14 protein-coding genes and 1 tRNA gene are annotated in these 19566 nt (G+C 69.8%); 12 read left to right on the forward strand and 3 right to left on the reverse strand.

Translation table 11 applies throughout. From position 1 onward, the window contains the following. The first annotated feature begins 950 nt into the window (after positions 1 to 950). Positions 951 to 1670, forward strand: a complete 720-nt coding sequence (locus tag HKK72_RS11250; RefSeq protein ID WP_187234254.1) for a zinc ribbon domain-containing protein — start codon at positions 951 to 953, stop codon at positions 1668 to 1670. On the opposite strand, the gene HKK72_RS11255 is transcribed toward HKK72_RS11250, so the two are convergent. Next, a tRNA-Leu gene (locus tag HKK72_RS11255) sits at positions 1652 to 1737 on the reverse strand. The two genes, HKK72_RS11250 and HKK72_RS11255, sit on opposite strands and share 19 nt — an antisense overlap. Positions 1738 to 1871: 134 nt before the next feature. On the opposite strand from HKK72_RS11255, the gene HKK72_RS11260 reads away from it, so the two are divergent. The 3 genes from HKK72_RS11260 (at position 1872) to HKK72_RS11270 (ending at position 6065) form a co-directional block, all read left to right on the forward strand. Next, the gene (locus HKK72_RS11260) at positions 1872 to 3179 is read left to right on the forward strand and encodes a M20/M25/M40 family metallo-hydrolase (protein ID WP_410050295.1); all 1308 of its coding nucleotides are present in this window, start codon (positions 1872 to 1874) and stop codon (positions 3177 to 3179) included. Between the two features lie 254 nt (positions 3180 to 3433). Beyond that, the gene (locus HKK72_RS11265; protein ID WP_187234256.1) at positions 3434 to 4279 is read left to right on the forward strand and encodes a hypothetical protein; all 846 of its coding nucleotides are present in this window, start codon (positions 3434 to 3436) and stop codon (positions 4277 to 4279) included. Between the two features lie 136 nt (positions 4280 to 4415). Next, entirely contained in the window at positions 4416 to 6065 is a 1650-nt protein-coding gene (locus HKK72_RS11270) for a chaplin family protein (protein ID WP_187234257.1), read from the forward strand. A 296-nt stretch (positions 6066 to 6361) separates the two neighbouring features. On the opposite strand, the gene HKK72_RS39805 is transcribed toward HKK72_RS11270, so the two are convergent. Then, the gene (locus HKK72_RS39805) at positions 6362 to 6547 is read right to left on the reverse strand and encodes a DUF5703 family protein (protein WP_222720580.1); all 186 of its coding nucleotides are present in this window, start codon (positions 6545 to 6547) and stop codon (positions 6362 to 6364) included. A 216-nt stretch (positions 6548 to 6763) separates the two neighbouring features. Here HKK72_RS39805 and topA point away from each other — a divergent pair, with 216 nt between their 5' ends. From topA to HKK72_RS11310, 8 genes are all read left to right on the forward strand, one after another. Continuing rightward, positions 6764 to 9466, forward strand: coding sequence for a type I DNA topoisomerase (gene topA, locus HKK72_RS11275; protein ID WP_187234258.1), 2703 nt, complete (start codon positions 6764 to 6766; stop codon positions 9464 to 9466). 27 nt (positions 9467 to 9493) lie between these two features. After that, positions 9494 to 11539, forward strand: coding sequence for a dTMP kinase (gene tmk, locus HKK72_RS11280; RefSeq protein WP_187234259.1), 2046 nt, complete (start codon positions 9494 to 9496; stop codon positions 11537 to 11539). A 250-nt stretch (positions 11540 to 11789) separates the two neighbouring features. Next, positions 11790 to 12956 (forward strand): DNA polymerase III subunit delta', encoded by a 1167-nt coding sequence (locus tag HKK72_RS11285; RefSeq protein ID WP_187234260.1) that lies wholly within the window; start codon positions 11790 to 11792, stop codon positions 12954 to 12956. A gap of 204 nt (positions 12957 to 13160) precedes the next feature. Beyond that, positions 13161 to 14876: a S8 family peptidase gene (locus tag HKK72_RS11290; protein ID WP_187234261.1), complete on the forward strand. Its 1716-nt coding sequence runs from the start codon at positions 13161 to 13163 to the stop codon at positions 14874 to 14876. Positions 14877 to 15051: 175 nt separating this feature from the next. After that, positions 15052 to 15546, forward strand: coding sequence for a low molecular weight protein-tyrosine-phosphatase (locus HKK72_RS11295; protein WP_187234262.1), 495 nt, complete (start codon positions 15052 to 15054; stop codon positions 15544 to 15546). Further along, positions 15543 to 16400 (forward strand): fructosamine kinase family protein, encoded by an 858-nt coding sequence (locus HKK72_RS11300; protein ID WP_261986721.1) that lies wholly within the window; start codon positions 15543 to 15545, stop codon positions 16398 to 16400. Before HKK72_RS11295 ends, HKK72_RS11300 begins: the two co-directional genes overlap by 4 nt. A 153-nt stretch (positions 16401 to 16553) precedes the next feature. Continuing rightward, the gene (locus tag HKK72_RS11305) at positions 16554 to 17597 is read left to right on the forward strand and encodes a hypothetical protein (protein ID WP_187234263.1); all 1044 of its coding nucleotides are present in this window, start codon (positions 16554 to 16556) and stop codon (positions 17595 to 17597) included. 80 nt (positions 17598 to 17677) lie between these two features. Beyond that, positions 17678 to 18511, forward strand: a complete 834-nt coding sequence (locus HKK72_RS11310; protein ID WP_187234295.1) for a stage 0 sporulation family protein — start codon at positions 17678 to 17680, stop codon at positions 18509 to 18511. 88 nt (positions 18512 to 18599) lie between these two features. Here the strand turns inward: HKK72_RS11310 and HKK72_RS11315 are convergent, their stop codons facing one another. After that, the gene (locus HKK72_RS11315) at positions 18600 to 19499 is read right to left on the reverse strand and encodes a LysR family transcriptional regulator (RefSeq protein ID WP_187234264.1); all 900 of its coding nucleotides are present in this window, start codon (positions 19497 to 19499) and stop codon (positions 18600 to 18602) included. Positions 19500 to 19566 lie beyond the last annotated feature (67 nt).

Below are 19566 nucleotides of genomic sequence, written 5' to 3' on the forward strand. Positions count from 1 at the left end.
GGCGCGTTAATGAGCAGCAGTCCTCCTCCTGTTATCAAGGCCAGACCGAGTCCCATGGCGAGCTTGAGCTGGTTAGGCAGGCGCAGCGAGCCGGGCACCGATTCCGCGATGACCGCACATCATGGTTCGAGTTCTGATGCCAAAGCGGCTTTCGCGCCCCGGCTCAACATCGCAGGAGGCGTCTGGAAGGGAAGCCCGTCGGACTGATTTTCTCCTTGGCGGCCGTGGTAGAGCGATGTCGCGAACGAGAAGGCCAGACGGTACAAAGGCAGGGCGATTTCAAGGTCACCCGTCTGAGGTATTCGTCGCCTGATGTCCGGATCGATCGTGACTACGTAGCGTGATGTCGAAACGGAGATGACCTTCCGTCCGTGATCACGTAGTTTCTACGCTGCACGATCACGAACGAGAAGGTCATCGGTGCCAGTTTCGCATGCCCAGGTTGAGGCCACGTCGTTGCTGGAGATGCTGGCGGGCGTCACTGATCCGCGTGACCCGCGGGGGGGGTCCGGCATCGGTTGCTGACGGTGCTGAGAGTCGCGGGTGGTGGCGACGTTGGCCGGGGCGGCCAACTACCGGGAGCTGGGGTCGGTCGCGGCCGATCTGCCGCAGCGGCTGCTACGCATACTGGGAGCCCGCTGGGATCAGGCCTGCCGTGGGTTCACGGCACCGAGCGCGGGAACGCTGCGGCGGGTGCTGATCGGGCTGGAGGCCGACGAACTGGACGCGGCGGTGGGGGCATGGCTAGCCCGGTCACGTGCACGCCGAACGCGGCCACGGACGGATCAACCGCTGGGCCGCTTGGGCCGCCGACACCGATGCCGGCCTCGGCCTGCCGCACGCGGCACGGCTCGTGATCGCGACAACGCGATCACCGCTCCGCGTCGGCCTTGAACTCCTCGGCGTAGACCTTCATCGCCACACAGGACCCCTCTCACCCCCAGATCTCCATGATCCAGGGAGCTCAGGGTGTCCACACCTCGGGGGGAGGGGCCCGCCACCGCCACCCGTACGTGCTGCGCGGGATTCTCTACTGCGGGATCTGCCACCGTCGGATACAGGGCCAGCGCAACCACGGAGCCGCCTACTACCGGTGCCGGTTTCCCGAGGAGTACGCCCTGGCCAACCGGGTTCATCATCCCCGCAACGTCTACCTGCGCGAGGACGCGCTGCTGCCTGCTTTGGACCGCTGGGTGGGCCGCAACTTCGCCCCGCATCGCCGGGCCGACACCATCGCGGCCATCGCCGCCGCCCAAGGCGGAGACGGCGAGGACACCGTTGCGGTCCTGGCACGCCACACCATCGCCGAATGCGACCGTAAACTCGCCCGCTACCGCGCCGCTCTGGAAGCCCTGGACGAGGACACCGACCCGGCCGCCATAGCTGGATGGATCATCGGAATCCAACAGCAGCGTGCCGGTGCTGAAGCCCAACTACGCCAAACCCCTCGGCACGTCCACATGACCCACGATCAGATCGCGAATCTGGTCGACCAATTCGGCGACCACGCACAAGCCATCGCCGCCGCCGACCCCTCCCGTAAGGCCGACCTGTACGCCAAGCTCGGCCTGCGCCTGACCTACCACCCCGGAAACGAGACAGTGCGGGCCGAGGCCCACCTCGATACCCGCACTGCGTGGGAAATGGTTCGTGTCCGAGGGGGGACTTGAACCCCCATGCCCCGTGAAGGGCACTAGCACCTCAAGCTAGCGCGTCTGCCTATTCCGCCACCCGGACTCGGCCGCGGGCGCCTCAGCGCGTCGCGGCCGCATCACCATACCAAAGCTCCCGACTCGCGGCGAAGTCGAGCGCGCGGCACGATGGGGTTCATACACACCCACGTTAACCCGCAGGCGCAGGGGGAGATAGTGATCGTTCAGCCCGCCGCAGAGGACGAGGTCGTCCAGCTGTGCCAAGAGCTCATCCGCATCGATACCAGCAACCCTGGTGATCACTCTGGCCCCGGTGAGCGCGCCGCCGCCGAGTACGTCGCCGAGAAGCTCGCCGACGTCGGCCTGGAACCGCGGATCCTGGAGTCCCATCCCAAGCGCACGAGCGTCGTCGCGCGGGTCGAGGGCGAGGACTCCTCGCGCGACACACTGCTCTTGCACGGCCACCTCGACGTCGTACCGGCGCAGAAGAGCGACTGGACGCGCGACCCGTTCGCCGGAGAGATCGCCGACGACTGCGTGTGGGGGCGGGGCGCCGTCGACATGAAGGACATGGACGCGATGATCCTCGCCGTCGTACGGCAGCGGCTGCGGGAGGGCCGCAGGCCGCCGCGCGACGTGGTCCTGGCATTCACCGCCGATGAGGAGGCCGGCGGCGCGTGGGGCGCCCAGTGGCTCGTGAACGAGCATCCGGAGCTGTTCGAGGGATGCACCGAGGCGGTGGGCGAGGTCGGCGGCTTCAGCCTCACGGTCCCCGGCGACCGGCGGCTGTACCTGATCGAGACCGCGGAGAAGGGCATCGCCTGGATGCGGCTCTCCGCTCGGGGCACGGCGGGCCACGGCTCGATGGTCCATCGCGACAACGCGATCACCGCTCTGTCGGCGGCCGTCGGCCGGCTGGGTGCGCACGAGTTCCCGATCCGCCTCACCAAGACCGTACGGGCCTTCCTCGAGCGGGCGTGCGCGGCGTACGGGGTCGACTTCGACCCGGATGATCCGGAGAAGTCGCTCGTGGAACTCGGCCCATTGGCGCGGATGATCGGGGCCACGCTCAGAAACACCCTCAATCCGACGATGTTGGACGCCGGTTACAAGGTGAACGTCATTCCGCAAGAGGCGAGGGCACAGGTCGACGGCAGATTCCTGCCGGGACACGAGCAGGAGTTCCTCGCGACGGTGGACGAACTGCTCGGCCCGGACGTCGTACGGGACTTCGTGCACCACGACGACGCCATCGAGACCGACTATGAGGGCGCTCTCGTCACGGCCATGGAGGAGGCGCTGATCTCGCAGGATCCCGGGGCGCTGCCGGTGCCCTACTGCCTGTCCGCGGGGACCGATGCCAAGGCGTTCGCCCGGCTGGGCATGCGCTGTTTCGGGTTCGCGCCGCTGCGGCTTCCCGCGGAGTTGGACTTTTCCGGAATGTTCCATGGCATCGACGAACGGGTGCCGGTAGACGGATTGCGGTTCGGCGTCCGGGTTCTCGACGAATTCCTTGATCGCGCCTAGCCGGTCCATTCCTAGATCGCTTATTTGATTTTGCCTCGGCGTTCGGTGAATTGCCGACGCGGCTGCGAAGCGTGGTGCTACGGTCACCATCCGTAGGGAGCGGCTTTACGCTCCCGCAGGCCGGATGAACGGACGCTGAAGCCGTCCACAGGGCCTGTGCGGAAGATGACGACGGCCGAGGAGGGCTCGTGGCGCGCGACCGGAGGCGGATACGGACGGTAGTCGTTCGGCTGCGCCGCGTCGTGCTTCGAGTCGTGTCCGCGAGTGCCCGTGGCCCGATCGCGCGCCGCCTGCTGGTGGTCGCCGGTATCGCGGCGGCCGGGTGGCTTCTCGGCGCCGCCGGGCCGGCCCACGCCGACACCTCGGCCGGACCTGCGGGCATGGCGCCGGGCATGGAGCGGCCGGTGCTCGGCACGGTGTCGGATGTCGCCGCGACGACCCCCGCCCCGGCCGTCGAGCGCCCGGAGGCCGGGTCTTCCGGCCGCCGTTTCGGTACGACCCCGGACCTCATCCTCGTACCGGCTCTCGAGACCGGGGCGCCGTTCGCCCCGGCGACCGCGGAGGCCTCGGTGCCGGGTGCGTCTTCGCTGCGCAAGGTGAGCGGCGGTCTCGCGGGATCTCTGCGCGAGGCAGAGCGAGCTCTGCCCGTCCACCCCTCGACGGTTCTCGACGCGCCGGGCCTCGCCCGGGCGGTCGATATCGACCTCGCGTCGATCGGACCGTGGCCAGGTAGTGCGGGCGCCGATCTCTCTTGGACTCCACGGCATCGCCATGGTGCGAAGGCCGGAACTGGCGATCGGACCGGGGTGCGCACGCCCGGACCGCTTGCCGTGTCGGGGGCGTCCAAGGGCGGTCGAGCGACCTTCGGCGCGGCGTTCTCGTACCCGGCACCCATCCCCGGTGCGGAGCTTCCACAGCCCCTGGCGGCCCCGGCGCACGTGCGGCCGTCGGTCGGCCCGACCCTGACGGGTGCGGGGATCGCCCATCTCGCCGGACCCGGGGCCTTGGCACGGCCGTCGCGCGTGCCCGCGCCACCGTCGTGCGTCGTCGCTCCGGCCGTCCACTCGGCTGCGGATGAGCCGTCCTGCTCGCCTGACTGATCAAAGCCTCGGCCCTGGAGAAGGCCGGGGCTGGGACGCGCCGTCGAGCGGCGGCACGTCATACGCGGAACATTACAAAACACCCTTCAAGCATCTATTTCGTACGAAAACCTTCCATTCCGACTCAGGAGCATCCATGCGTACGTGGACCAAGGGCACCACACGTGCCGCGCTGTTCACCGCAAGCTTCGTCGCTGTGGGCGCAGGCGCCATCTCCTCCCCCCTCGGAGCCTCCGCCGACACCACGAGCGGCGACTACAGCGTGCTCGGCGGCAACCAGATCAACGCACCCGTCTCACTGCCGATCAATGTGAGCGGCAACTCGGTCGCCGTCGTCGGCGACGCCGTCTCGCACTCCAAGGGCGGTGCGAGCGTGATCGACAGCGGACCCCGTGGTGGCTCACGAGGGCAGCGGACGTCCGGCCACGAGAGCGTGGGCGGCGGCAACCAGATCAACGCGCCGGTCAAGGCGCCGATCAATGTCTGCGGCAACGCCGTCGCGGTCGTCGGCGAGGCCCTGGCGAACTGCAAGGGCGGCGCAAAGGTCGCCGACGGCCGGGGCCAGGGGAACGGCGGTCAGCGGACCTCCGGCCGCCGCTCGATACTCGGCGGCAACCAGGTGTTCGCGCCGATCAGCCTCCCGGTGAACGTCTGCGGCAACGCGATCGCCATCCTCGGAGGCGCCCTGGCCGGGTGCGAGGGTGGCGCGAAGGTCGCCGATGGCGGGGACCAGGGGCGCGACGGCGGTCAGCGGACCTCCGGGCGGGGCTCGATACTGGGCGGCAACCAGGTGTTCGCGCCGATCAGTGTGCCGGTGAACGTCTGCGGCAACGCTGTGGGCAACGCCGTGGCCGGGTGCAGGGGAGGCGCTTCCGTCAAGACCCCTCGGCCCCGCCGCGGGGCCGCTGACAGCACCTCCGGGTGGCACAGCGTGGGCGGTGGCAACCAGATCCACCTCCCGATCAAGGCGCCGGTGAACGTCTGCGGCAACGCCGCTGCGGTGCTCGGTGACGCGATCGCGGGTTGCGCGGGCGGTGCGGGAGGCCATGCCGGCCACGGCGGATACGAGCACGGTGGCGGGTACGGGCACGGGCACGGCTACCGGACCTCGCACGGCCCGGTTCACAGCGCGGCGGTGACTCGAACGCTGCCGACGCTGCCGAACCAGACCAGGGCGCTTCCGCTGAGCCCCGGCGCCGCGCTGCCCACCCTGCCCGAGCTGCCCACGCAGGTGCCCGCCGGTGCCCCGGCCACCTACTCCGCCGCCCAGAGCACCCTGCCCATCGACGATCCCACGGTGCCGCCGAACCTGCCGGTACGGCCACCGGCGCTGCCCGACCTGCCCGTCATGGCACCGGACGGCCTTTCGCGGCTCCCCGTACAGACCGAGCAACTCACGACGGCACTGCCGTCGTCGGGGACGCGCAGGGCCGCAGTCGCCAAGGACGACACCATCCCGGGACTCCTGCCGGCCAAGCCGAAGCTGCCCGTTCGGCCGCCGGTCGTGCCCGGCGACGCACGCTCCAAGGCTCTGCCGATCCCGGCTGGCGACCTGCCCGAACTGCCGGCCGTCGACAAGGTCGACGCCCCGCGGGTCGGCGGCGTGCACGATCAGCTCGGCACGGCGCGCAAGCCGGTGACCGGACTCGTCCCGATGGCGGCCAGCGACCTGCTCACCGGTGGGGTGACCGGTGGATCTGCCTATGTCCTGGTCGTCGGGGCGCTGCTGGCGGCCGCCGCCGCGGTGATGTCCCTCACCCGCCGTGTCCGCCTCGGTCGTCGGTAGGCGCAGGCCGACGACCGGTTAGACGCTTTGCCCGTGTTTGGGTGGTGTGCGGCGTTCGGGCCGCTCGGCACCTTCCACCGGTGAAGATGAGACGCTTTGCCCGTGTTTGGGTGGTGTGCGGCGTTCGGGCCACTCGGCACCTTCCACCGGTGAAGATGAGACGCTTTGCCCGTCCCGGGGGCGCGGCCTGGGGCGGGCAAAGCCCTGTTCAGGGAACAAGAAGTACGCTCGTGGGTGCGGCATTTCGATGTCGCGCCGCATTGGCTTGAGCATTCAACTATTCAACGCGGCGGAGATCACAGTGTCCTGGTTTGTCGGATGACTTTTCGCCGAAGTTGGATTCTGCGGCTACCGTCGGGGTAGAGCCGCAGACGGTCGAGTTCCCATCCGCCGTACTCTGCGTGCTCGGTCATCAACCGCCGGGCGGCGTCTCTCGAGGTACCACGCGGCAGGCGCAGGATGAGATAGGTGTACTCCACCATTACCGACATTATGACTTGGGGGAACGTGATGGGGGGAGTCTCGCACAAGGTCCCGTTCCACAGCGGTCCCGGCGGCATGTCATCCTGTCGTGGGTCTGCGGCGACGGGAACTCTCGGCTACAGGAGTACCGTCATTCCACGTTGAGAGGACCGGACGGGGCCGAAGCGTCCGGTAAGCGACGAAGTGCGAAACAGGACAGCGAGGTTCGAGCGACCGTGCCAGCCAAGAACGGCACAACCAAGCGTGGCCAGGATGGATCTGGCGCCGGCGGCACCCGACTGGTGATCGTCGAGTCCCCCGCGAAGGCAAAGACGATCGCGGGTTATCTCGGCGGCAACTACGTGGTGGAGTCCAGCATCGGTCACATCCGGGACCTGCCGTCGAAGGCCGCCGACATCCCGCCGAAGTACAAGGGCGAGGCGTGGGCCAAGCTGGGCGTTGACGTCGATCATGATTTCGAGCCGCTCTATGTGATCAACACTGACAAGAAGCAGCAGGTCACGAAGCTCAAGAAGCTGCTCCAGGACGCTGACGAGCTCTTCCTCGCGACGGACGAGGACCGCGAGGGCGAGGCGATCGCCTGGCACCTGCGCGAGGTGCTGCGGCCCAAGGTCCCGGTCCGGCGGATGGTCTTCCACGAGATCACCCGCGATGCCATCAGGGCCGCCGTGGAGAGCCCGCGGGATCTCAACCTGCGTCTCGTCGACGCTCAGGAGACCCGTCGCATCCTCGACCGCCTGTACGGCTACGAGGTGAGCCCGGTCCTGTGGAAGAAGGTCATGCCGAAACTGTCGGCGGGCCGGGTGCAGTCCGTCGCCACCAGGCTGGTCGTCGAGCGGGAACGGGAGCGCATCGCCTTCGTCTCGGCGAGCTACTGGGACATCCTCGCGGACTTCCTCGCGCCCCTCCGGGACGGCGAGGGCGACGCGCCGCGTGACTTCCAGGCCCGTCTCGTCTCGGTCGACGGCAAGCGCATCGCCCAGGGGCGTGACTTCACCGCCCAGGGCGTCCTGCGCGGCGACCTGCGGCACCTCGACGAGGAGTCGGCGCGTGGCCTGGCCGATCGGCTGACCGGCCGGCCCTTCGCGGTCAGTTCGATCGAGCGCAAGCCCTACACCCGCAAGCCGTACCCGCCGTTCCGTACGACCACGCTGCAGCAGGAGGCCAGCCGCAAGCTGGGCTTCTCGGCCAAGCACACGATGTCGGTCGCGCAGAAGCTGTACGAGAACGGCTTCATCACCTACATGCGGACCGACAGTGTCACGCTGTCCGAGACCGCGATCGCGGCGGCACGGTCCCAGGCGGCGGCGCTGTACGGCGCGGAGTACGTGCCGGCCAAGCCGCGGGTCTACCAGACCAAGGTCAAGAACGCGCAGGAGGCGCACGAGGCGATCAGGCCTGCCGGTGAGACCTTCCGCACACCTGGTGAGACCGGCCTGTCCAGTGACCAGTTCCGGCTGTACGAGCTGATCTGGAAGCGGACGATCGCCAGCCAGATGAAGGACGCCACCGGTCAGTCGGTGTCCGTGCGCATCACGGGCACGTCGACCGGCGGCGAGCAGGCGGAGTTCGCCGCCACCGGCAAGATCATCACTTTCTATGGCTTCCTCAAGGCGTACGTCGAGGGCCTCGACGACCCGGACGCCGACCGCGACGACCGCGAGCGGCGGCTGCCGAAGCTCGAGGAGGACGACTCGGTCACCGCCACCAGCGTTGACGCCGAGGGGCACAGCACCCGCCCGCCGGCCAGGTACACCGAGGCGAGCCTGGTCAAGGAACTGGAAGATCGCGAGATCGGGCGGCCGTCGACGTACGCCTCGATCATGGGCACGATCCTCGACCGCGGCTATGTCTTCAAGAAGGGCACCGCACTGGTGCCGGCGTTCCTGGCGTTCGCCGTGGTGCAGCTGCTGGAGCGGCACTTCGCCAACCTGGTCGACTACGACTTCACGGCCCGCATGGAGGACTGTCTCGACTCGATCGCACGGGGCGAGGCCGAGCGGGTCCTTTGGCTGCGCCGCTTCTACTTCGGCGGGAACGGTGACGAGGGTCTCAAGGAGCTCGTCAGTGATCTCGACGAGATCGACGCCAAGGCGGTGAGCTCGTTCCCGATCAAGGGCACCGACATCATGGTGCGGGTCGGGCGCTACGGTCCTTATCTCGACCGGGACGGCGAGCGGGTGAACATTCCCGAGGACCTCGCCCCCGACGAGCTCACCGCGGAGAAGGCCGAAGAGCTCTTCAACCAGATGAGCACCGACCGCGAGCTCGGCAAGGACCCCGAGACGGGCCACACGATCGTGGCGAAGGCCGGCCGGTTCGGCCCCTACGTCACCGAGATCCTGCCCGAGGAGCCCGCGGACACCGACAAGAAGCGCACGAAGAAGGCCGCGCCCAAGCCGCGCACGGCGTCGCTGCTCAAGAGCATGTCGCTCGAGATGGTGACCATCGAGGACGCGCTCAAGCTGCTCTCGCTGCCGCGGGTGCTCGGTGAGATCGACGGCGAGGTGGTCACCGCGCAGAACGGCCGGTACGGCCCGTACGTCAAGAAGGGCACGGACAGCCGCTCCCTGCAGAGCGAAGAGGAACTCTTCACGATCACGCTCGAGCAGGCCAAGGAGCTGTTCGCGCAGCCCAAGCAGCGCGGAAGAGGCCGTGCGGCGGCCGCGCCGCCGCTGCGTGAACTGGGCGCGGATCCGGTCAGTGGCAAGCCGGTCGTCGTGAAGGAGGGACGTTTCGGGCCGTATGTCACGGACGGTGAGACCAATGCCAGTCTCCGTAGGGAAGACCAGGTAGAGTCGATCACCATCGAGCGGGCGGCCGCGCTGCTCGCCGAGCGCCGGGAGAAGGTCGCCTCAGGTGGCGGCGGCAAGCCCAAGACGCCGGCGAGACGTCGTACGGCAAAGTCACGCTCCTAGGACAGCGACGCCGATACGCTGACAAGCATGAGCAGAACGGGCGTGGCCGAACCTCGTGGGGTCCTGTCCATCAGATCGTTCCGGCGGCTGTGGATCGCTCTGTCGCTGTCCAGCCTCGGTGACTGGCTGAGCATTCTCGCGCTGACCGCGCTGGCGAGCTCGATCACCACGGGCTCGGGCTACCAGGCGCAGTCGTACGCCGTCGGCGGTGTGCTCATCGTCAAGATGCTGCCGGCCGTGATCTTGGGGCCGCTGGCCGGCGCCGTGGCGGACCGGTTCGACCGGCGCATGACCATGGTGATCGCGGACGTGCTGCGGTTCGCCCTGTTCTTGTCGATCCCCTTGGTGGGCCGGCTGGACTGGCTGTTCATCGCGACGTTCCTGATCGAGTGCGTGACGCTGTTCTGGATCCCGGCCAAGGAGGCCACGGTCCCGAACCTGGTGCCCAGGGACCAGCTCGAGAGGGCCAACCAGTTCAGCCTGCTGACGACGTACGGCTCCGCGCCGGTCGCGGCGGCCCTGTTCTCCGTGCTGGCCCTGGTGTCCAGAGCGTTCTTCGACCAGAGCCAGCAGGCCGACCTCGCGCTCTACATCAACGCGGTCACTTTCCTGATCTCCGCTATCACGATCTTCACCTTGAGGGACATCCCGTCCCGTGGCGCCGAGCACGTGTCGGTGCCCTCGGTGCTGAAGCAGATCGGCGAGGGGTGGAAGTTCGCGGGCTCGACCCCGTTGGTCCGCGGGCTCATCGTCGGCATCGTCGGCGCCTTCGCGGCCGGTGGCGCGGTCATCGGCATCGCCAAGGTCTACGTCGAGGCGCTCAAGGGCGGCGACGCGGCCTACGGCGCGGTGTTCGGCGCGGTGTTCCTCGGGATGGCGTTCGGCATGTTCCTCGGGCCGCGCATGCTGCGCGACCTCAGCCGCCGCCGGCTCTTCGGCCTGGCGATCATCGGCGCCGGCCTCACGCTGATCCTGATCGCCCTGATCCCGAACCTCGTCGTCGTGGTGTTCCTCACCACTCTGCTCGGCGCCTGCGCGGGAGTCGGGTGGGTCACCGGATACACGTTGATCGGCCTGGAGGTCGAGGACGACCTGCGCGGGCGTACGTTCGCGTTCCTCCAGTCGCTGGTCCGCGTCGTTCTGCTGCTGGTCCTCGCGGTCGTCCCGCTGCTGGCCGGTGTGATCGGCGCCCACCGGCTCGAGCTGGCCGAGGTCACGTACCGGTTCGACGGCACCAACGCGGTGCTGTTGATCGCCGCCGTCGTGGCGATGATCTTCGGTGTGTTCGCGTACCGCCAGATGGACGACCGCCGGGGCATTCCGCTCGTCCGCGATGTGATCGGCGCGCTGCGCGGCGTTCCGTACATCCCCGAGTCCGAGGAGCACAGGCCCGCCACCGGCCGCGGGGTGCTGATCGCCTTCGAGGGGGGCGAGGGCGCGGGCAAGACCACCCAGGCCCGGCTCGCCGCGATCTGGCTGCGCGATCACGGCTATGACGTCGTCACGACCCAGGAGCCCGGCGCCACCAAGATCGGTATGCGGCTGCGGGCCATCCTGCTCGACAAGGAGAGCACGGGTCTGTCGTCGCGAGCCGAGACGCTGCTGTACGCGGCGGACCGCGCCGACCACGTCGCCACCGTGATCGAGCCCGCGCTGCGGCGCGGCGCGATCATCATCACCGACCGTTACGTCGACTCCACGCTGGCCTACCAGGGGTACGGCCGGAAGCTGCCCGCCGACGAGATCGCCAAGATCAACACGTGGGCCACCGGTGGTCTCGTGCCCGATCTGACCATCCTGCTGGACGTGCCGTCGGATGTCGGCCTCGGCCGGTTCGCCTCCCCGGCCGACCGCATCGAGTCCGAGCCCCAGGAGTTCCACGAGCGGGTCCGCAGAGGGTTCCGGGTGCTCGCCGAGGCCGAGCCGCAGCGCTACCTGGTGGTCGACGCCCGCCAGCCACAGGCGGAGATCACCCGGCAGATCCAGGACCGCGTCCGCGAGATCCTCCCCGACCCGATCCCGCAGGGCACCGAGGACATCACCAGCACCTTCCCGGCCATCACCGACGCGTGATCGCGGCGCAGCCGCAAACCCCCGTGATCATGCAGTTGTGCGCGGCTCGGCCCAGAACGAGCGCGAACAACTGCATGATCACGACGGGGAATGCGTGATCCTCGATCCTCTCCCGTGATCATGCAGTTGTGCGCACGAGGACGCTCTCGCCGGCGATGGACACGCGAACAAGTGCATGATCACGGCGGGGGGCCGCGCACAAGTGCATGATCACGACGTGAGGGGGGCGGCTAGCCTCTAGCCTTGGCGCATGACGGTGTACGACGACGTGGTGGGGCAGGAGCGGGTCGTCGCAGCGCTGCGTTCGGCGGCCGACGCCGCCAGAGCGGTGCTCGCCGGTGTCGGCGGTGGTGGGATGACGCACGCCTGGCTGTTCACCGGGCCGCCCGGATCGGGCCGGTCGGTGGCCGCACGGGCCTTCGCCGCCGCGTTGCAGTGCACCGACCCGATGCCGGGCTGCGGGCAGTGCGCCGGCTGCCACCAGGTGCACCAGGGCACGCACGCCGACGTCGAGGTCGTCCGCCCCGCCGGGTTGTCCTACAGCGTGAAGGAGACCCGCGAGCTCGTGCTCCGCGCGGCCTCCTCGCCCAGCGGCGGCCGATGGCAGGTCGTGCTGTTCGAGGACGCCGACCGGGCCACCGAGGCGGCCGCCAACGCGCTGCTCAAGGCGATCGAGGAGCCGCCGCCGCGCACGGTCTGGCTGCTGTGCGCGCCGTCGCCCGACGACCTGGTGACGACCATCCGCTCCCGGTGCCGTCTGGTGACCTTGCGCACGCCGTCGGCCGGGGCCGTCGCCGACGTGCTCCGCCTGCGGGACGGCATCGACGAGCAGGTCGCGCAGGCCGCCGCTCGGGCGGCGCAGGGACACATCGGGCGCGCCAGGCGGCTGGCGACCGACGGGCAGGCTCGGCAGCGGCGCGGCGACGTTCTCGAGGTGCCCTCGCGGCTGACCGGGCTCGGGCCCGCGATCAATGCCGCGGCCGCCCTGGTAGCGGCGGCCGAGGCGGAGGCCAAGGCGACCACAGAGGAGCCGAACGAGTCCGAGACCGCGGCGATGCGGCAGGCCCTCGGCGAGAGCGCCAAGGGACGGATGCCCCGTGGCACGGCCGGCGCCCTCAAGGAGCTGGAGGACCGGCAGAAGTCCCGCGCGACCCGGGTGAAGCGCGACTCGCTGGACCGCGCGCTGCTGGATCTGGCGTCGTACTACCGGGACGTGCTCGTCGTACAGCTCGGGTCGGGCATCGACCTGGTCAACGACGACCGCGGCAGGGAACTGCACGAGATGGCGGCCAAGGGGACCCCGGAGGCCACGCTGCGGCGGCTTGAGGCGATCATGCAGTGCCGTGAGCGGCTCGAAGCCAACGTCAATCCGCTCCTGGCCGTCGAGGCCATGGCCCTGGCGCTCAGGCCCAGTTGATCATTCCGCTGGGCGGAATAGTGCCGGAGTGACTCGCTACGGTGTGTATGTCGAATGGCGTGTCATTGTGACAAAACGCGCATACTTGCACAACGGCAACCGTTTCGTTATATGTCGGCCGGGCCCCGTCCAACCTACAAATCAGTAGCATCCCCTGGTTAGTTCCCGAATCCGGGCATTTTTTCCTCTTACCAGGAGGTGTGCATGCGGCGCGCCATCATCACTGCGGTCGCCCTAGCGGCGGTCACCGCGGCGGTCGCGGTCCCCGCGCAAGCGGTACCTGCGAGCCCGCAGTCAACAGGCCAGGCTGCGCAGTACGTCGTCCTCTACAAGGAAGGCGCCTCCCTCGAGAAGGCGCGCGCCGCGGTCAAGGCCGCCGGCGGCACCATCGTGAAGGAGAACACCGCCGTCGGTGTGGCCACGGTCGAGTCGACGAACACGCAGTTCGTCGCCAACGCGGGCCGCCAGGGCTCGCTCGACGGCGCCGCCACCAACCGCACGATCGGCCAGGCGCCGAGGACCGGCAAGGGCGCGGAGAAGCGTGCCGCCGTCGAGAAGGCCGGCCGCGAGGTCGCCAGGGTCGCCGCGAAGGCCGCCAAGAAGAAGGGCGCCGAACCGCTCGCGGATCTGCAGTGGGACATGAAGCAGATCCACGCGACCGAGCAGGGCTCGTACAAGAAGCAGCCCGGCAAGAAGGAAGTGCTCGTCGGTGTGCTCGACACCGGCATCGAGGCGGCGCACCCGGACATCGCCCCGAACTTCAACAAGAAGCTCAGCCGCAACTTCACCACGGACATCCCGTTCGACGCCAACGGCGACGAGATCGACGGTCCGTGCGAGTACGTCACCTGTGTCGACCCGGCGACCGAGGACGACAACGACCACGGCACCCACGTGGCGTCGACCATCGCCTCGCCCCGCAACGGGCTCGGCATGGCCGGTGTCGCGCCGAAGGTCTCCCTGGTCAACCTGCGGGCCGGTCAGGACTCGGGTTACTTCTTCCTGCAGCCGTCGATCGACGCGCTGACCTACGCCGGCGACCACGGCATCGACGTGGTCAACATGAGCTACTACATCGACCCGTGGCTGTTCAACTGCGTGGACAACCCGGCCGACTCCGCGGCCGACCGGGCCGAGCAGCGGACCATCATCAACGCCACCCAGCGGGCGCTCACCTACGCCCGCAGCCACGGCGTGACGCTGATCGCGGCGGCGGGCAACGAGGCCGCCGACTACACCAAGACCTTCATCGACTCCACCAGCCCGGACTTCGCGTCCGAGCCCGATGAGGCCCCCTACACCCGCACCGTGCCACCGAGCTGCATCTCGATGCCGTCCGAGGGCAAGGGCGTCATCCCGGTCTCCTCGACCGGCATCAGCACCCGCAAGTCGTACTACTCCAGCTTCGGCAACGGCTACGTCGCGGTCGCGGCGCCCGGTGGCGACACCTACGACACCCCGGACGGCAAGGCCAACGTCAACCGGGGCATCTGGGCCGCCTACCCGGAGCGGCTGGCCCGGGAGCGGGGCGAGCTGAACCCCGATGGCACGCCCAAGAGCGCCGCCATCATCCGTGACTGCGCGGGCGGCAAGTGCGCCTACTACCAGTCCATCCAGGGCACCTCGATGGCCTCGCCGCACGCCGTCGGCGTCGCAGCGCTGATCATCAGCAAGTACGGCAAGAAGGACAAGGTGCACGGCGGGCTGACCCTCGACCCGCGGGTCACCGAGGCCTACCTCCGGTCCACCGCGACCGAGCACGCCTGCCCGTCGGGCGGTTCGTACACCTACGTGCGCTACGTGCTCCAGCCTGACGGTACGTACCTCAAGGTGGTCGCCACGCACAAGTGCGAGGGCGGCAAGAGCAACAACGGCTTCTACGGAAGCGGCATCGTCGACGCGCTGAGCGCCGTCAAGTAACACCGCGGTAAGCACCGCTTCACCGTGAGGCCCCCACCCCGTGTGGGGGCCTCACTCGTCCGCGTACGTGGGTCCGCCCGCCGGCCCGGGCAACGGGGTCGGCATCGGCCCGGGCGCCGCCGGGCACGCCCACCCGTGGCGCGGGAACCCACGGCGCTCAGGCAGGATGGGTCACATGCCGGAGCCTTACCGCGTCACGTTCGTCTGCACGGGCAACATCTGCCGCTCGCCGATGGCCGAGCAGGTCCTTCGCCACCATGCGGAGGAGGAGGGACTGGATGTTGAGATCGACAGCTCGGGCACCGGCGGGTGGCACATCGGCGACGGCGCCGACCACCGGGCCGTACGCACCCTGACCGACGGCGGATACCGATCGGCGCACTCCGCGCGGCAGTTCGAGCCGCTCTGGTTCGGCCGCTACGACCTGATCGTGGCCCTCGACCAGAGCCATCTGGAGGCGCTGCGGTCCATGGCGCCCGACGCCGACGCGCTGGCCAGGGTACGGCTGCTGCGCGAGTTCGACCCCGACGCCGAGGCCGGCGGCGACCTGGACGTGCCCGACCCCTACTTCGGCGACGACGACGGCTTCGTCCATGTCCTGGGGCTGATCGAGGCCGCCGTCCCCGGGCTCCTCGAGACGATCCGCGAGGGGCTCAAGGAGCGGCGTTGAACGCCGGCGGTGCGGCGCTGCCGACGCGGCTCGGCCGGCTGCTCGGCGTCGAGGTCGATCGGGTCGTCGATCTGGGCGACGGCCATGAGTGGACGCTGCACCGCGCGACCCTGGCCGACGGCCGGGAGGTGTTCGTCAAGGACACCTCGAGCGGGCCTGAGATCTTCGCCGCCGAGGCGGCCGGTCTGCGCTGGCTCGGAGAGGCCGGCAACGGGCTCGCGGTGCCCGTGCTCGCGGTCGACGAACGGACGCTCGTGCTGCCGTGGCTGGACAGCGAGCCGCCGGATCCGGCCGCGGCCGAGCGGTTCGGCCGGGAGCTCGCCGCGCTGCACGCCGCCGGTGCGTCGTCGTACGGCGCCGCCCGGCCGGGTTTCATCGCCCGGCTGCCGCTCGACAACACGCCCGGCGACTCCTGGCCCGGGTGGTACGCCGAGCGCAGGATCGAGCCGTTCCTTCGCATGGCCGGGGCAGATCTCGGCGCGTCGGGCGTACGGCTGGTCGAGCAGGTCGTGCGGCGCATCGGCGAGCTGGCCGGCCCGGCCGAGCCGCCCAGCCGCATCCACGGCGACCTGTGGTCGGGCAACGTGCTCTGGTCGGGCGGACGCGGGCGCCTGATCGACCCAGCGGCGCACGGCGGTCACCGTGAGACCGATCTGGCGATGCTCGCGCTGTTCGGCGCTCCACGACTGGACCGGATCATCGCGGGCTACCAGGAGGTGGCGCCGCTCGCGGACGGCTGGCGCGAGCGGGTGCCGCTGCACCAGTTGCACCCGCTGCTCGTCCACGTCGCGCTGTTCGGCTCCTCCTACACGTCAGCGGTGGTCAGCGCCGCCCGCGCGTCGCTCCGCCCGTGACGGCGGGCTCGTTGCGACCGGGCGGTGAGGGATGATCAGCAGGGGGCGGGCATGTCGCAAGCGGCAAACCGGTAAAAACATGATCATGTGCGGCACGCATGAGGTAGACCTGTGGGCACCTGCGTGCGGAGAGGTTGGTTCGGCGACATTTCCATGGACGCTAAACACAAGAACGAAGGCTCACCATCAGCTCTGGCCGCCGCGTGGCGGGAGTGGATCGCTCCCGTGGCGGTGGCCGGGGTCGTCGCTCTCGCCGTCGCCGGAACGGTCGAGCTGGCCGACCGCGGCGACGGGAAGCCGGCGAAGAAGGAGAACTCCGCCAAGCAGACCATGCTGGCCGCACGGCAGAAGTCCGCGCCGCGCTTCGTCGTCGCCGTCCGGAGCCCCGGCACCGCGGTGGTCGTACGGGATCTGCGCACGGGCAAGATCGTCGACGAGACCATGCCGCCGCCTCAGGGCCGGCGCTACCACCAGGTGGCCTCCGCCCCCGACGGCACGTACATCGTGTCCAGCTTCGGCCGGCAGCGGGTCGGCTTCCACCGGCTGCGCCTCGCCGCCGACGGGCACGCGACCGAGTTCACCACCCTGCCCCGCGCGATAGCGGGCGTCTCGGCGGCCTGGTCGGACATGGCGGTCAGCGGCGACGGCGACCGGATCGGCTATGTGACCTACCGCGGGACCAGGGCGCGGCTCGACGTCCTCTCACTGAAGACCGGGGCGCTCCGCAGCTGGACCACCTCGCTGAACGGCCGGGTCGGTGACCTGTCGTGGGCGGGTGACACCCTGTCGTTCGTGTGGGCGCCGACGCCGGTACCGGGCGGCAAGGCCGCGGTGCGGCAGGTCCGGACCATCGACACCACCGGGGCGGCCAGCGACCTGCGCGCCAGCCGCGCGGTGCTGGCCCTCCCCAAGGGCAGCGACTCCGCCGTCCTCAGTCGCGACGGCAAGACCGTCGTGACGGGGGTGAGCGACGAATCCGGGCTCGGGCTGACCGCCTTCTCGGCCGCCGACGGACGGCAGACGCGCGTGCTGCGACGGTTCCCCGGTGCCGCCGGACTGGAGCGGATCCTCACCGACCGCACCGGCCGTTACCTGCTCACCATCAGCGGCGACGGTCACGTGTACGCCGACTCGACGCGTGATGTCCATACGGTCTTCGGCACCGGCAAGGCCGGCGTCGCCGACGTCGCGTGGTGAGCAGTCGGCCGATGTCGGGCGTAGCGCGACATAGGGTGGGCTGACAGGCACGTACGCGCCGGAAGGAGCGATCCGTGAGCATGGTCATGGCTGTCAGCTTCACGCGGTACGGACGGCTCTATTATCTCGATCCGGGCGCGCATTCGCCGAAGGTCGGCGACAGGGTGCTGGTGCCGACCGACGGCGGTCCCGAGGTCGCCGAATGCGTGTGGGCGCCGCAGTGGGTCTCCGAGGAGATCGGCGGGCTTCCGGTCTGCGAGGGCCCGGCGACCGACGAGAACGTCGCCCGCGACGAGGCCAACCGGCGGCGGCGGGCCGAGGGCCGTGGCATCGCCAAGCGCCTGATCCGCAAGCACGAGCTGCCCATGAAGGTCATCGGGGTCGACTATCTCGACCAGGAGAACGTCTTCAAGATCTACTTCTCCGCTCCGCAGCGGGTCGACTTCCGGGCGCTCGTACGAGATCTGGCCAGGAACATGAAGGCGCGGGTCGAGCTGCGCCAGATCGGCCCGCGCGACGAGGCCAGGCTGCAGGGCGGCATCGGCCCGTGCGGGCGCGACCTGTGCTGCGCCACGTTCCTCAAGGACTTCGAGCCGGTGTCGGTGCGGATGGCCAAGGAGCAGGACCTCCCGGTCAACCCGCTGCGCATCGCCGGCGCGTGCGGGCGGCTGATGTGCTGCCTGAAGTACGAGCACCCGCTCTACCAGGAGTTCAAGGCCAAGGCGCCGCGCCTCGGCTCCAAGGTCGAGACGCCCGAGGGCGACGGCACGGTCGTCGGCTACAACGTGCCGGGCGACCGCATCAACGTGAAGGTCGGCTCACGCCGCTGCTCGTGCCCGTCGGCATCGGTGTGCTCGCCGCGTCAGCAGCACGAGGAGCGGTACGGCGACGACTCCGAACCGGGCGCCGGCTGACCGCCGGTTCGCCTGCGTCATCCGCTCTCGCGCGACACGGCGACGTCCGGTCGGGTGAGGCCGCGCAGGGGAGCACGGACCACGAGGTCTACTCGGGAGTGTTCCGCCCTATGCCCTCTGCGGTATCGCGCAGTGCCGTGCGTACGGCGGAGATGGCCGGCCGCGGCAGGCTGTCGGCTCTGACGATCACGAAGATTCGTCGCAGGATCTCGAGCGGATGGACGGTCACGCCGGGGTCCCGCTCCGGCCGCGCCAGGTCGGGCAGGAGCGTGACGGCCTGACCCGCGCCGACCAGTGAGAGCAGGACGAGCAGGTCGGTCGCCCGGTGGCGCAGGTCCGGCGTGAAGCCGCCGATCGTGGTGCAGGCGTCGATGACCAGCCGCTCGTGGCTGGTGCCGGGCTGCCCGCCCGCCCACGGCGCGTCGGCGAGGTCACGCAGCCCCGTCGCGGGATGACTGCGCGGCAGCACCAGGTGCACGCGTTCGGCGAAGAGCTCCTCGGACACGAGTCCCCGCGGCCACTGCCGGGGCGGGGTGCCGTAGTCGTCGCAGACGGCGACGTCGCACTCCCTGCGCAGCAGCGCGTCGAGCGCGGCGCCGGGCTCGGCCTCGGTGACCTCGGCCCGCAGCGCCGGGTGGCGTTCCCGCAGCCTGCCGAGTGCGGGGGCGACCAGGGTGATGGCGGCCGTCTGGAACGCCACGACGCGCACGACCCCCGCGACCGTACGGGCGGCGGCGGCCATCTCGGCCTCAGCTCGCTCGACCCGGGCGAAGAGCGCGTCCGCGTGGCGGACCAGCACGTGCGCGGCCTCGGTGAGCCGCAGCCTGCGGCCGTCCCGTACGAACAATGTCACGCCGACCTCGCGCTGCAGCTCGGCGAGCTGGTGGGACACCGTCGACGGGCTGTAGGACAGCGCTTCGGCGGCCGCGGCCACGGTGCCCCGCGCGTGCAGCTCCCGCAGCAGCCGCAGTCTTCGGAGATCTAGCATCGTTCGGATTCATCCCTCGATATCCGTCGAAAATGTTCGCTGGACCCGCCGGTTCGCCGCGAGTGAC

Origin of the sequence: Actinomadura sp. HBU206391, assembly GCF_014323665.1 — a bacterium.
Classification (GTDB): Bacteria; Actinomycetota; Actinomycetes; order Streptosporangiales; family Streptosporangiaceae; genus Actinomadura_C.